General features: G+C 67.1%; 12 protein-coding genes. 6 read left to right on the forward strand and 6 right to left on the reverse strand.

Features of this window, described 5'->3' with window-relative positions; genetic code table 11:
- Positions 1-67: 67 nt before the first annotated feature.
- From mreD to WS75_RS02280, 3 genes are all read right to left on the reverse strand, one after another.
- Positions 68-580 (reverse strand): rod shape-determining protein MreD, encoded by a 513-nt coding sequence (mreD, locus tag WS75_RS02270; protein WP_009687274.1) that lies wholly within the window; start codon positions 578-580, stop codon positions 68-70.
- Positions 577-1,644, reverse strand: a complete 1,068-nt coding sequence (gene mreC / locus WS75_RS02275) for a rod shape-determining protein MreC (protein WP_059678972.1) — start codon at positions 1,642-1,644, stop codon at positions 577-579. The genes mreD and mreC overlap by 4 nt, the downstream gene beginning before the upstream one ends.
- Positions 1,645-1,771: 127 nt before the next feature.
- Positions 1,772-2,815 carry a rod shape-determining protein gene (locus WS75_RS02280; RefSeq protein WP_004189550.1) on the reverse strand — a complete coding sequence of 348 codons (1,044 nt, stop codon included), beginning with the start codon at positions 2,813-2,815 and terminating at the stop codon, positions 1,772-1,774.
- Positions 2,816-3,182: 367 nt separating this feature from the next.
- Between WS75_RS02280 and gatC the strand changes: the two genes are divergently transcribed.
- The 5 genes from gatC to WS75_RS02305 all read left to right on the forward strand — a co-directional run bounded on the left by gatC (position 3,183) and on the right by WS75_RS02305 (position 8,305).
- Positions 3,183-3,482: an Asp-tRNA(Asn)/Glu-tRNA(Gln) amidotransferase subunit GatC gene (gatC, locus tag WS75_RS02285; RefSeq protein ID WP_059678973.1), complete on the forward strand. Its 300-nt coding sequence runs from the start codon at positions 3,183-3,185 to the stop codon at positions 3,480-3,482.
- A gap of 66 nt (positions 3,483-3,548) precedes the next feature.
- Positions 3,549-5,039: an Asp-tRNA(Asn)/Glu-tRNA(Gln) amidotransferase subunit GatA gene (gatA, locus tag WS75_RS02290; RefSeq protein ID WP_059678974.1), complete on the forward strand. Its 1,491-nt coding sequence runs from the start codon at positions 3,549-3,551 to the stop codon at positions 5,037-5,039.
- Positions 5,040-5,043: 4 nt separating this feature from the next.
- The gene (gatB, locus tag WS75_RS02295) at positions 5,044-6,516 is read left to right on the forward strand and encodes an Asp-tRNA(Asn)/Glu-tRNA(Gln) amidotransferase subunit GatB (RefSeq protein ID WP_059678975.1); all 1,473 of its coding nucleotides are present in this window, start codon (positions 5,044-5,046) and stop codon (positions 6,514-6,516) included.
- 126 nt (positions 6,517-6,642) lie between these two features.
- Complete coding sequence (locus tag WS75_RS02300; protein WP_059678976.1) at positions 6,643-7,482, forward strand: polyphosphate kinase 2 family protein; 840 nt, start codon at positions 6,643-6,645, stop codon at positions 7,480-7,482.
- A 49-nt stretch (positions 7,483-7,531) separates the two neighbouring features.
- Positions 7,532-8,305, forward strand: coding sequence for an exodeoxyribonuclease III (locus tag WS75_RS02305; protein WP_059678977.1), 774 nt, complete (start codon positions 7,532-7,534; stop codon positions 8,303-8,305).
- 102 nt (positions 8,306-8,407) lie between these two features.
- On the opposite strand, the gene WS75_RS02310 is transcribed toward WS75_RS02305, so the two are convergent.
- A complete protein-coding gene (locus tag WS75_RS02310; protein ID WP_059678978.1) occupies positions 8,408-9,460 on the reverse strand; it encodes an NAD(P)-dependent alcohol dehydrogenase in 1,053 nt (350 codons plus the stop codon).
- A gap of 227 nt (positions 9,461-9,687) precedes the next feature.
- Here WS75_RS02310 and WS75_RS02315 point away from each other — a divergent pair, with 227 nt between their 5' ends.
- Complete coding sequence (locus tag WS75_RS02315; protein WP_059679066.1) at positions 9,688-10,632, forward strand: AraC family transcriptional regulator; 945 nt, start codon at positions 9,688-9,690, stop codon at positions 10,630-10,632.
- Positions 10,633-10,712: 80 nt separating this feature from the next.
- Here WS75_RS02315 and WS75_RS02320 read toward each other — a convergent pair whose 3' ends face one another.
- Both WS75_RS02320 and WS75_RS02325 read right to left on the reverse strand, forming a co-directional pair.
- The gene (locus tag WS75_RS02320) at positions 10,713-11,759 is read right to left on the reverse strand and encodes a M48 family metallopeptidase (protein ID WP_059678979.1); all 1,047 of its coding nucleotides are present in this window, start codon (positions 11,757-11,759) and stop codon (positions 10,713-10,715) included.
- Positions 11,749-13,170 carry an AmpG family muropeptide MFS transporter gene (locus tag WS75_RS02325; protein WP_059678980.1) on the reverse strand — a complete coding sequence of 474 codons (1,422 nt, stop codon included), beginning with the start codon at positions 13,168-13,170 and terminating at the stop codon, positions 11,749-11,751. Before WS75_RS02325 ends, WS75_RS02320 begins: the two co-directional genes overlap by 11 nt.
- Between the last annotated feature and the right edge of the window lie 96 nt (positions 13,171-13,266).

Genomic DNA, 13,266 nt, shown 5'->3' on the forward strand with positions numbered 1-13,266 from the left:
GGCGAGGAGCCGCCCCGGAGCGCGGCGCGCGGGCGTGGGGGCGGCGGGTATTCAAGGTCGGTCCGGCTCAGATGGGGCGCGTATCGTCCGGGTCGACCGGGCGGCGTTGCGGCATCAGCAGCAGGTGGCTCGCGATCGGCCACAGCGCGGCCTCGACGAAGCCATCCACCAGATAGCGCCAGCCGGGAAACGCGGCGCCCATCACGAGGCGGATCACGAACGGCACCAGCTGCGCGACGACGAGCAGCGGCGTGACGTACAGCACCTGTACGCCGATCGGCATCCACAGCACGCGGCGGTGGATCGTGATCGCGCCGTACGACAGCAGCGTATAGGCAAGCGCGTGTTCGCCGAGCAGCCCCGCGTCATGCACGTCCATCAGGATGCCGAGCGCGAACGCGACGCCCATGCCGACCTTGCGCGGCTGGTGGATGTTCCAGAACAGCAGCACGAGCGCGACGAAGTCGGGCACGCCCGGCAGGCGGCCCCACGGCATCAGGTTCAGCAGGAACGCGGCGGCGAGGCTGAAGACGATGAAGTACGGGTTGACCGGCTGCAGGATGTATTGCGGGCGGTTCATCGCTGGGCTCCTGGTTGCCCGGCCGCGGGCTTCGCGGGCGCGACGGCGGGCTTGGCCGGAGCGACGGGTGCCGACGGCGCGGGTTTCGCGCCGGGCGCGGCCGCGGCGGCCGCCTTCGCGTTCGCGTCGGCCTTTTCTGCCTTGTCGCCCTTCGCGGCGGCCTTGGCGCCCTTCTTGCCCTTCGCGTTCTTCTCGGCGGCCTGATCGGGCTCGACCGGGCGCGGCGGGACGTCGTTCTGGTAGTGCAGCACGAGCATCTGGCGCGCGCCGCGCACGGCGGCGACCGGCGCGCAGGTCACGCGCGCGAATGCGGTATCGGCGAGCTTGTCGACGCGCACGACCTTCGCGACCGGCAGGCCCGGCGGGTACACGCCGTCGAGGCCGCTCGTGACGAGTTCGTCGCCGGCGACGAGGTCCGAGCTCGTCGGCACGAAGCGCAGGTCGAGCGAATCGCCCTTCGGCGTCCCGTAGATCACGCTGCGCAGGCCGGTGCGCAGCACCTGCACGGGGATCGCGAGATCGCGGTCGGTGATCAGCGTGACTTCGGCCTGCAGCGGGAACACGCGCGTGATCTGGCCGATCACGCCGTCCTCGCTGACGACCGGTGCGCCGTTCTGGATGCCTTGCTGCGAACCTTGCCCGATCACGATCTTCTGCGTGAACGGGTCGCTGGTGTCGTACTGGATTTCGACGGGCGTCGATTGCGTCGCGATGTGCTGGCGCAGTTCGAGCACCGCGCGCAGGTGCATGTTTTCCTGCGTGAGCACCGCGGCCTGGTTGGCCTGCGTGGACAGCTGCAGGTTGCGCTTGCGCAGCGCGTCGTTCTCGTGGCGCAGCGATGCACCCGTGACGGCGATGTCGGCCGCGCCCATGAACAAGTCACGCGGCACGAGCGCCGCGCGCTGCAGCGGGTACAGCACGGTACCGAGCACGCCGCGGACGATTTCGAGCGTGCTGAAGCGCGCGTCCGACACGAGGAGCGCGATGGCGAGGGCGACGAAGAAGATGAGCCGCGCGAGCGCGGGCGGACCTTGCTTGAAGAGGGGCGGCGGACTGTATTCCATGGTCGGCGCCGGGCGCGTGTGATCGGTTAAATAATGCTCAGACGCGCAAACGGCGTGGCGGTTCGTTCTGAACGAGCGATCCGGCCACGCCGCGGGTGCGTCATATCAAACGGGACTGCTTAGGCGATCACTCGTACGAGAAGATGCTGCCCAGCTTGTCCATGCGCTCGAGCGCCATGCCCGAACCGCGTACGACGCAGGTGAGCGGATCTTCCGCGACGAGCACCGGCAGGCCGGTTTCTTCCGCGAGCAGGCGATCGAGGTCGCGCAGCAGCGCACCGCCGCCCGTCAGCATCATCCCGCGCTCGGCGATGTCGGCGCCGAGTTCCGGCGGCGTCTGCTCGAGCGCGATCTTCACCGACGACACGATCTGGTTCAGCGGATCGGTCAGTGCTTCGAGGATTTCGTTGCTGGAGATCGTGAAGCTGCGCGGAATGCCTTCCGACAGGTTGCGGCCCTTCACTTCCATTTCCTTGACTTCGGAGCCCGGGAACGCGGAGCCGATTTCCTTCTTGATCGCCTCGGCCGTCTGCTCGCCGATCAGCATCCCGTAGTTGCGGCGGATGTAGTTGACGATCGCCTCGTCGAACTTGTCGCCGCCGACGCGCACCGAGCCCTTGTACACGATGCCGCCGAGCGAGATCACGCCGACTTCCGTCGTGCCGCCGCCGATGTCGACGACCATCGAGCCGGTGGCTTCCGACACCGGCAGGCCCGCGCCGATCGCAGCCGCCATCGGCTCCTCGATCAGGTAGACCTGCGACGCGCCGGCGCCGTGCGCGGCTTCCTTGATCGCGCGACGCTCGACCTGGGTCGAGCCGCACGGCACGCAGATGATGATGCGCGGCGACGGCGAGAACATGCGCGACTCGTGCGCCGTCTTGATGAACTGCTTGATCATCTGCTCGGTGACGGTGAAGTCGGCGATCACGCCGTCCTTCATCGGGCGGATCGCCTCGATGTTGCCCGGCACCTTGCCGAGCATCTGCTTGGCTTCCTTGCCGACCGCCTGGATCGTCTTCTTGCCGTTGGGGCCGCCTTCCTGGCGAATCGACACGACGGACGGCTCATCGAGCACGATGCCCTTGCCGCGCATGTAGATCAGGGTGTTTGCGGTGCCGAGGTCGATCGCCAGATCGTTGGAGAAGTAGCTGCGCAAAAAACCGAACATTCAGAATCCTGTTTCGCTCTGGGCCGGCCCTGTATAGCGAACGCTGAGGGCGGCAGCGGAAAAAATAACAGCCTCGGGAAGCGTGGCGGAAGCGGCCGCCGCGGCGCACGAAGCTGCGAGTGATGGCTACCGGGGATCGCACGAAGCACGCACGGCTTGCCGAAGCGGGGCTAAACGGTGCGGGAAAAGGCTGCCGGGTTTGGGTCGAACGCGTAATGATACCTTATAATTTCACGGTATTTGAATCGAAACGGACGGTATTTTTGCCGCTTCGGCCCTGATTTTTGAGGGTGTGATCGCACCCTCCAACCCCCCGCCGCAGCGCGGTTTTCGATGCGCTGCGCAGCCTTGTTTTTCCGGTGATCGCATGGCCCTGACCCTGACCGATGTGAAACGCATCGCGCACCTGGCGCGACTCGAAATGGCCGACGCCGACGCCGAGCATACGCTCGGCCAGCTCAATGAATTCTTCGGCCTCGTCGAGCAGATGCAGGCGGTCGACACCGCCGGCATCGCGCCGCTCGCCCACCCGATCGAACAGATCCAGGAAGTCGCGCAGCGCCTGCGCGACGACGCCGTGACGGAAGTCGTCAATCGCGACGACAACCAGCGTCCGGCGCCGGCCATCCAGGACGGCCTCTATCTCGTGCCGAAGGTGATCGAGTAAGCATTCGATGACAAGCGTGCCGCCTTCGCGCCGCGCGCCACCCAGAATTCCCAGGAAAACCACTCAATGCACGCAAAAAGCCTGACCGAACTGCGCGCCGCGCTCGCCGCCAAGGAATGCTCGGCCGTCGAGCTCGCGCAGCTCTACCTGAAACGGATCGACGCGGCACGCGACCTGAACGCGTTCGTCCATGTCGATGCCGACCTCACCCTCGCGCAGGCGAAGGCCGCCGACGCCGAACTCGCGCGCGGCGCGGGCGGCGCGCTGACCGGCCTGCCGATCGCGCACAAGGACGTGTTCGTCACGCGCGGCTGGCACTCGACCGCCGGCTCGAAGATGCTCGCGAACTACGAAAGCCCGTTCGACGCGACCGTCGTCGCGCGCCTGCGGGCCGCCGGCATGGTCACGCTCGGCAAGACCAACATGGACGAGTTCGCGATGGGCTCGTCCAACGAGAATTCGGCGTTCGGCGCCGTGAAGAACCCGTGGGACACGAACGCCGTGCCGGGCGGCAGCTCGGGCGGCAGCTCGGCGGCCGTCGCCGCGCGCCTCGCGCCGGCCGCGACCGGCACCGACACCGGCGGCTCGATCCGCCAGCCCGCGTCGTTCGCGGGCGTGACGGGCATCAAGCCGACCTACGGCCGCGTGTCGCGCTACGGGATGATCGCGTTCGCGTCGTCGCTCGACCAGGGCGGCCCGATGGCGCAGAGCGCGTCCGACTGCGCGCTGCTGCTGAACGCGATGGCCGGCTTCGACGAGCGCGACTCGACGAGCCTCGAGCGCGACGATGAAGACTTCACGCGCCACCTCGGCCAGCCGTGGGCGCCGGGCAACGATGCCGGCAAGCCGCTCGCGGGCCTGCGCATCGGCCTGCCGAACGAATACTTCGGCGAAGGCCTCGCCGACGACGTGCGCGCGTCGATCGACGCTGCGCTCAAGCAATACGAGGCGCTCGGCGCAACGCTCGTGCCGGTGTCGCTGCCGAAGACGGAACTGTCGATCCCCGTGTATTACGTGATCGCGCCGGCCGAGGCGTCGTCGAACCTGTCGCGTTTCGACGGCGTGCGCTTCGGCCATCGCGCCGCGCAGTACGGCGACCTGCTCGACATGTACAAGAAGTCGCGCGCCGAAGGCTTCGGCCCCGAGGTGAAGCGCCGGATCCTGGTCGGCACCTACGTGCTGTCGCACGGCTACTACGACGCGTATTACCTGCAGGCGCAGAAGATCCGCCGCATCATCGCGAACGATTTCCAGGAAGCGTTCAAGTCCTGCGACGTGATCATGGGCCCGGCGTCGCCGACGGTCGCATGGGATCTCGGCGCGAAGGGCGACGATCCGGTGCAGATGTATCTCGCGGATATCTACACGCTGTCGGTGAGCCTCGCAGGCCTCCCCGGCATGAGCGTGCCGTGCGGCTTCGGCGCCGGCGCGAACGCGAAGCGCCCGGTCGGTCTGCAGATCATCGGCAACTATTTCAACGAAGCCCGGATGCTGCAGGTCGCCGACGCGTTCCAGCGCGCGACCGACTGGCACAAGCAAGTTCCGGCGGGGGTGTAAGCATATGACTCAATGGGAAGTCGTCATCGGTCTCGAGACGCACGCGCAACTGTCGACCGTCTCGAAGATTTTCTCCGGCGCGTCGACGCAGTTCGGCGCCGAGCCGAACACGCAGGCCTGCCCGGTCGACCTGGCGCTGCCGGGCGTGCTGCCGGTGCTGAACCGCGGCGCGGTCGAACGCGCGATCCGCTTCGGCCTCGCGATCGGCTCGACCATCGCGCCGCGCAGCATCTTCGCGCGCAAGAATTATTTCTACCCCGATCTGCCGAAGGGCTATCAGATCAGCCAGTACGAGATTCCGGTCGTGCAGGGCGGCTCGATCACGATCCAGGTGCCCGCCAACGAAAAGGCCGGCAAGGAAGCGTACGAGAAGACGGTCAACCTGACCCGCGCGCACCTCGAGGAAGACGCAGGCAAGTCGCTGCATGAAGACTTCGCCGGCATGACGGGGATCGACCTGAACCGCGCGGGCACGCCGCTGCTCGAGATCGTCACCGAGCCGGAAATGCGTAGCGCGGCCGAGGCCGTGGCCTATGCGAAGGCGCTGCACGCGCTCGTCGTGTGGCTCGGCATCTGCGACGGCAACATGCAGGAAGGCTCGTTCCGCTGCGACGCGAACGTGTCGGTGCGGCCGGTCGGCCAGGAGAAGTTCGGCACGCGCGCCGAGATCAAGAACCTGAACTCGTTCCGCTTCCTCGAGGAAGCGATCAACTACGAAGTGCGCCGCCAGATCGAGCTGATCGAGGACGGCGGCGAAGTCGTGCAGGAAACGCGCCTCTACGATCCGGACAAGCGCGAGACGCGTTCGATGCGCAGCAAGGAAGACGCGCACGACTACCGCTACTTCCCCGATCCCGACCTGATGCCGCTCGTGATCGGCCAGGACTGGATCGAACGCGTGCAGTCCGGGATGCCCGAGCTGCCGGCCGCGATGCAGCAGCGCTTCGTCGAGCAGTACGGCGTGTCCGCGTACGACGCGGGCGTGCTGACGTCGAGCAAGGCGATGGCCGCGTATTTCGAGGCCGTGGTCGCCAAGGCCGGCGCGGCGAACGCGAAGATCGCCGCGAACTGGCTGATGGGCGACGTATCGTCGCAGCTGAACCGCGACGGCATCGAGATCGACGCGATTCCGGTATCGGCGGCCCAGCTCGCGCTCGTGCTGCAGCGCATCGCCGACGGCACGATCTCGAACAAGATCGCGAAGGAAATCTTCTCGACGATCTGGGACGAGAAGGCGACCGACGACGGCGCGGCCGACCGCATCATCGACGCGAAGGGGCTGAAGCAGATCTCCGACACCGGCGCGCTGGAAGCGATCATCGACGAGGTGCTCGCGGCGAACGCGAAGTCGGTCGAGGAATTCCGCGCGGGCAAGGAAAAGGCGTTCAACGCGCTGATCGGCCAGGCGATGAAGGCGACCAAGGGCAAGGCCAATCCGCAGCAGGTCAACGAGTTGCTGAAGAAGAAGCTCGGCTGAGCATGGCCGCGCGCCTGAACCGCGCCTGACGACGGGCCGCCGCCGAACCTGTTCGGGGCGGCCCGTCGTTTTGGTGCATGCGTTATCGTGTGCGCATGTGCCTCGCACCGTCCAACGGAGGAACGAATGGCGAAAAAACCGTCGCTCGACGATTTTCGCGTGCCGTACAGCACGCGCGAGAAGGAAGCCGCCGCATTCACGCTCGATGCGTTCGATCCGGCTGCGAAGCCGTTCTCGTCGGGGTCGAAGGATGCCGACCGCGAACGGCTGTCGGCCGTGTCGACCGAGCTCGACGTGCAGCAGGAACGTCTGCACACGCAACAGAAGAAGCGCGTGCTGCTCGTGCTGCAGGGGATGGATACCAGCGGCAAGGACGGCACCGTGCGCGCCGTGTTCCGCGAGGTCGATCCGCTCGGCCTGCGCGTCGTGTCGTTCAAGGCGCCGACGCCGATCGAAGCCGCGCACGACTTCCTGTGGCGCGTGCATGCGCAGGTGCCGGCCGCGGGCGAGCTCGCGATCTTCAACCGCAGCCACTATGAAGACGTGCTCGTGCCGCGCGTGCTCGACGCGATCGACAGCAACGAGTGCGAGCGCCGTTACCGGCAGATCCGCGATTTCGAGACGATGCTGGTCGAGAACGGCACGACCATCATCAAGTGCTTCCTGCACATCTCGAAGGACGAACAGCGCGCGCGGCTGCAGGCGCGCATCGACGATCCGACCAAGCACTGGAAGTTCGACATCGCCGATCTCGACGCGCGCAAGCACTGGGAGGCGTACCAGTCCGCGTACCGCGACGCGCTCGCCGCGACGTCGGCCGAGCATGCGCCGTGGTACGTGATCCCGGCGGACTCGAAGACGCACCGCAACGTGATGATCGCCGAGCTGCTGCTGCGCACGATGACCGACATGAAGCTGGAGTTCCCGCCGGCGAAGCCGGAACTCGAGGGCGTGAAGATCCGCTAGCCTGCGATCCTGTAACAACATCGAACTGAACTGAACAACGGAACCCGACATGATGCGAGTGATTACCGCCAACCTGAACGGCATCCGCTCCGCCGCGAAGAAGGGCTTCTTCGACTGGCTCGGCGAACAGAACGCCGATTGCGTGTGCGTGCAGGAAATCAAGGTATCGGCCGACGACCTGCCGGCCGAATTCGTCGAGCCGCATGGCTTCAGGAGCTATTTCCACCACGCCGAGAAAAAGGGCTACAGCGGCGCGGGCGTGTACAGCCGCCACGAGCCCGATGACGTGATCATCGGCTTCGGCAGCAGCGAATTCGACGCCGAGGGGCGCTACGTCGAGGCGCGCTACGGCAAGCTGTCGGTCGTGTCGGTGTACGTGCCGTCCGGCTCGAGCGGCGAAGAGCGCCAGCAGGCGAAGTACCGCTTCATGGACGAGTTCATGCCGCACCTCGCCGAGCTGAAGAAGAAGCGCGAGGTGATCCTGTGCGGCGACGTGAACATCGTCCACAAGGAAATCGACATCAAGAACTGGAAGAGCAACCAGAAGAACTCGGGCTGCCTGCCGGAAGAGCGCGAGTGGCTCACGAAGCTGTTCGACGATGTCGGCTACGTCGACGTGTTCCGCACGCTCGACCAGCGCCCCGAGCAGTACACGTGGTGGAGCAACCGCGGCCAGGCGTATGCGAAGAACGTCGGGTGGCGGATCGACTACCAGATCGCGACGCCCGGCGTGGCCGGTACCGCGAAAAGCACGTCGATCTTCAAGGACATCAAGTTCAGCGATCACGCGCCGCTGACGGTGGATTACGACTACAAGAAGTGATCGTCGGCGCGCCGCCGCGCGCGTAGCCGTCGGGCCGTCCGGTCGCCGGATGCAAAACGGGCCGCATGTCGAACATGCGGCCCGTTTCGTTTGGCGCGTCGCTTACTGTTTGATCGACGCCATGTCGATCACGAACCGGTACTTCACGTCGCTCTTCAGCATCCGCTCGTAAGCGGTGTTGATCTGCTGCATCGGAATCGTTTCGATATCCGACGTGATGCCATGTTCCGCGCAGAAATCGAGCATTTCCTGCGTCTCCGCGATCCCGCCGATCAGCGAGCCCGCGAGGCGGCGGCGCTTGAAGATCAGGTTGAACACCTGCGGCGACGGATGGTCGTGCTCCGGCGCGCCGACGAGCGTCATCGTGCCGTCGCGCTTGAGCAGGTGCAGGAACGGGTTCAGGTCGTGCTGCGCGGCGACCGTGTTCAGGATGAAATCGAAGCTGTTCAGGTGCGCGTTCATCTGCGCCTCGTCCTTCGAGATCACCACTTCATGCGCGCCGACGCGCTTGCCGTCCTCGATCTTCGACGGCGACGTCGTGAACAGCACGACGTGCGCGCCCATCGCGCGCGCGAGTTTCACGCCCATGTGGCCAAGCCCGCCGAGGCCGACGATCCCGACCTTCTTGCCGGGGCCGACGTTCCACTGGCGCAGCGGCGAATAGGTCGTGATCCCCGCGCACAGCAGCGGCGCGGCGCCGGCCGGGTCGAGCGTCTCGGGCACGCGCAGCACGAATGCCTCGTCGACGACGAGCTGCGTCGAATAGCCGCCGTACGTGACATCGCCGGTCACGCGGTCCTGGCCGTTGTAGGTGCCGACGAAGCCGTTCTCGCAATACTGCTCGAGGCCTTCCGCGCAGCTCGGGCAGGTGCGGCACGAATCGACGAGACAGCCGACGCCGACCAGCTCGCCGACCTTGAAGCGCGACACCTGCGGGCCGGTCGCGGTCACGCGGCCGACGATTTCATGGCCCGGCACGACCGGGTAGATCGTGTTGCGCCATTCGTTGCGGGCCTGATGCAGGTCCGAGTGGCAGACGCCGCAGTAGAGCACCTCGATCTGGACGTCGAGGTCGCGCAGCGCGCGGCGCTGGAATTCGAACGGGGCGAGCGGTGACTGCGCGTCGGTCGCCGCGTAAGCGTAGGTTGTGCTCATGCAGGGGCTCCTTGTCCGGGAAAACATCCGGCGAATCAGACTGCCGCCGCGTCATGTGGCGGCGCGGCGAGACAGGTGCCCATCGTAAGGAGCGAGCCGCGTCGGCGAAATACACGAAGGTCTCGAAGATTTGCCTATTCCTCTCGAATTGCGCGCGAACGGCCGTAAAAATGCGTTCAAGGTGCTACATTGCGAGCCTGATTCTCTTGCAGGACAGGATGACGCCGATGAGCTTCCAGCCCCTTTCAGACGACTTGGGCGACCGTGTGCGGCGCCGCATGATCGAGCTGCATTCGCGTCTCGCACCGAACGACGGCGATACGCTGGCGGCGCTCGACGGCGTGCGCTTCATCCGCGTGAGCCGTCCGGTGCCGCGCATGCCGGTGCTGTACGAGCCGAGCATCATCGTCGTGTGCCAGGGCCGCAAGCTTGGCTATCTCGGCGATCGCTCGTTCGTCTACGACGCGCAGCAGTATCTCGTGCTGTCGGTGCCGCTGCCGTTCGAATGCGAGACCTTTGCGAGCATCGACGAGCCGTTTCTCGCGATCTCGATCCGCGTCGATCTCGCGGTGATCGCCGAGCTCGCGATCCTGCTCGACGAGACGCTCGGTGCGGCGGTCAGCGAGCCGCACGGCGTCTATTCGACGCCGCTCGATGCGCCGCTCGCCGACGCGGTGGTGCGGCTGCTCGAAGTGCTCGCGTCGCCGCACGACACGCGCGTGCTCGGGCCGGCGATCATGCGCGAGATCGCGTACCGCGTGCTGACGGGCGCGCAGGGCGACGCGATTCGCGCGGCGCTCGTTCAGCAACATCATTTCGGCCGCATCGCGAAGGCGCTGCGGCGCATCCATGCGGACCTGAAGGCCGATCTCGACGTCGAGACGCTCGCGCGCGAGGCCGGGATGAGCCTTGCGGTGTTTCACGCGCAGTTCAAGCACGTGACGGCGACGTCGCCGATGCAGTACGTGAAGGCCGCGCGCCTGCACCAGGCGCGGTTGATGATGGTGCAGGACGGTCTCGGGGCAGGTGCCGCCGCGGCGCGGGTCGGCTATGCGAGCGCGTCGCAGTTCAGCCGGGAGTTCAAGCGGCTGTTCGGCCGCAGCCCGGGAGACGACGTGCGCTGGATGCGCGAAAACGGCAGCCGCCCTGTCGAGTCGGAAGTCGGCGCGTAGCGCCCGGCCTCGTATGCCGGTGATGCGCGCCGCTGATGCACGCCGGCGATGCGCGGCGGGGAAGCCGCCGGATGCGGCGCTCAGCGCCGCACGATCTTGCGCCGCTGCGCGCTGATGCCCGCGTAGTCGGGGAGCGTGTCGACCCGTTTGCCGATTGCCTTCGCATACAGCGGCATCAGGTCCGGCAGGCGGTTCAGCAGATCCTGCCGCCGCGTGGCGCTGTACGGATGCATGTAGATGAAGCCCGACGTCCTGTTCGCGCGCGTCGCCGCCGCGAGCTTGTCCCACAGCGTGATCGCCGCGCGTGGATCGAAGCCCGCGCGGGCGGCAATGTCGCCGCCGATCACGTCGGCTTCGGTTTCGTCGGTCGGGTCGTAGCGCAGCGTCTGCAGACGCGCGCCGAAGTTCAGCGCCTGCGGCAGCGGCTCGCCGACGCCGAACAGCGGCGGCAGCGAGGCCGCGCGCAACGACGTTTGCGACGTCGTGCTGAAATTGCTGCGTGCGTGTTCGCGCAGCGCATGCGCGATGCCGTGCGCGAGCAGCACACCGAACTCGTCGTCGTTCAGGCGGACGCGATCGAGCATCCCGCCGTACACGAGCACCTTGCCGCCCGGCAGGCACGTGACGCGGATGTCGCGCGAGCGGATCGCGTTGACGTCCCATGCCCAGTTCTTCACGCGATCGTTCCACTTCACCGCATACGGCGCGAGCTTCATGACGATCGCGCGCAGTCGCTTCACGCGCGGCTGGTTGGCGGGCAGCAGGCGGTCGCTGTCGGCGGCTGCCTGCACGATCTGCGCGTATTCGCTCGCGGTGAGCTGCTCGAGCAGCGGCGACGGGATCAGCGTGCGGAACGCGATCGCGTTGCCGTAGCGCACCTGCTGCGACGTCGGCGAATAGGCCTTCGCAGGCACGGCGGCGCCGGTCGGCTGCGCGGCTTCGGCGGCGGACTGCGCAACCGGAGCGGCGGGCGTGGACGGCGCAGCCGGCGCGATGGCGGGCGCGGAGCCGGCCGCAGCCGCACTTGTGTCGGTCGCATGCACGCTTCCCGCCGCGCCGAGCGTCGCGACGCCGACGCTCAGCGCGGCGGCGACGCGTGCCGCGCGATGCAGTCGATCATTGCGCACGGCTGGCCTCGCCGTTGCGCGCGGTGCCGTTCCACGGCGCGATCTTGAACAGCAGCAGCATGCCGGGGATCGCGAGCGCGGTGCACACGATGAAGTAGTCGAACCAGCCGATTTTCGCGACGATGAAGCCGCTCGCGGCCGATGCGAGCGTGCGCGGCACGGACGCGAGACTCGTGAACAGCGCGAACTGCGTGGCGGTGTAGCGCGGATCGGTCGTGCTCGCGATATACGCGACGAACGCGGCCATCGTCAGGCCGGTGGTGAACGTTTCGGCGGCGTAGACGAGCGCGAGCGCGACCGTCATCGGGCTCAGGTGCGGCGTGACCTCGAAGCCGAAGACCGACAGGAGCGACGCGAGCGCGTGACTTGCCGCGACCGTGAAGTCGTAAAGGACCGCGAGCACCGGCGAGCCGGGGCCGACCTGCGCGAGCCACGCGAAGCCGAGCGTCGACACCATCTGCAGCGCGCCGAAGATCCACAGCCCGCGGCCGATGCCGATCTTCACGAGCCAGATGCCGCCGATGATGCCGCCGGCGACGCTCGCGACGAGCGCGGTGGTTTTCGCGACGATGCCGATTTCGGTGCGCGTGAAGCCGATGTCGAGGAAGAACGACGTCGACAGCGTGGTGGCCATCGTGTCGCCGATCTTGAACAGGAAGATGAACGCGATGACGAGCAGCGCGCCGCGCCAGCCGTCGCGCTGGATGAATTCGCGGAACGGCAGCACGATCGCGTCGCGCAGGTTGCGCGGCGGCGTGCCGATTACGTCGGGCTCGCGCACGACGAGCGTCATCAGGATGCCCGGCAGCATGAACGCGCCGGTGATCGCGAACACGACGTCCCACGGCATGTGGTCGGACAGGATTAGCGCCAGCGAGCCGGGGATCAGCGCGGCGAGCTTGTACGCGTTCACGTGTATCGCGTTGCCGAGGCCCTGCTCGGTGTCGCGCAGCAGCTCGCGACGGTAGGCATCGATCACGACGTCCGCGCTCGCGCCGAAGAACGCGACGAGCGTGGTGAGCGCGGCGACCGTCCAGATCGAGTCGCGCGGCGACACGAAGCCGAGCGCGGCGATCGCGCCGGCGACCAGCACCTGCGTGAGCAGCAGCCAGCCGCGCCGGCGTCCCGGCCGCCAGCCGGGCAGGCGCGGGATGTAGCGGTCCATCAGCGGCGCCCACAGGAACTTCCACGTATACGGGAACTGGATCAGCGCGAACAGGCCGATTTCCTTCAGGTTCACGCCCTCGGAGCGCAGCCATGCCTGCACGAGGTAGACGAGCGTGAAGAGCGGCAGCCCGGACGTGAAGCCGAGAAACACGCAGATCAGCATGTGCGTGTTCAGATAGGCGCGCCAGCCGGGGTGATCCTCGTGAGCGGTGAGTGCAGGCGCCTCGTGTGGCCTTTTGGACATGGACAGAAACTGGGTAGCGTTGACTGATTGCGGCGGCGTCGCAGGCAGTGCGGGCGGCGCAGGAGGGGCGGCCGCACGCGGGGGCGGGCCGGATCA

The organism is Burkholderia sp. FL-7-2-10-S1-D7 (assembly GCF_001524185.1).
GTDB lineage: Bacteria > Pseudomonadota > Gammaproteobacteria > Burkholderiales > Burkholderiaceae > Burkholderia > Burkholderia diffusa.

Bases quoted from the DNA above. Each gene is read 5' to 3' on its own strand.
- gatA (WP_059678974.1), top strand. From the start codon at position 3,549: ATGCACGCAAAAAGCCTGACCGAACTGCGCGCCGCGCTCGCCGCCAAG.
- WS75_RS02325 (WP_059678980.1), bottom strand. From the start codon at position 13,170: ATGTCCAAAAGGCCACACGAGGCGCCTGCACTCACCGCTCACGAGGAT.
- WS75_RS02305 (WP_059678977.1), top strand. From the start codon at position 7,532: ATGATGCGAGTGATTACCGCCAACCTGAACGGCATCCGCTCCGCCGCG.
- WS75_RS02310 (WP_059678978.1), bottom strand. From the start codon at position 9,460: ATGAGCACAACCTACGCTTACGCGGCGACCGACGCGCAGTCACCGCTC.
- WS75_RS02300 (WP_059678976.1), top strand. From the start codon at position 6,643: ATGGCGAAAAAACCGTCGCTCGACGATTTTCGCGTGCCGTACAGCACG.
- mreD (WP_009687274.1), bottom strand. From the start codon at position 580: ATGAACCGCCCGCAATACATCCTGCAGCCGGTCAACCCGTACTTCATC.
- gatB (WP_059678975.1), top strand. From the start codon at position 5,044: ATGACTCAATGGGAAGTCGTCATCGGTCTCGAGACGCACGCGCAACTG.
- WS75_RS02280 (WP_004189550.1), bottom strand. From the start codon at position 2,815: ATGTTCGGTTTTTTGCGCAGCTACTTCTCCAACGATCTGGCGATCGAC.
- mreC (WP_059678972.1), bottom strand. From the start codon at position 1,644: ATGGAATACAGTCCGCCGCCCCTCTTCAAGCAAGGTCCGCCCGCGCTC.
- gatC (WP_059678973.1), top strand. From the start codon at position 3,183: ATGGCCCTGACCCTGACCGATGTGAAACGCATCGCGCACCTGGCGCGA.
- WS75_RS02315 (WP_059679066.1), top strand. From the start codon at position 9,688: ATGAGCTTCCAGCCCCTTTCAGACGACTTGGGCGACCGTGTGCGGCGC.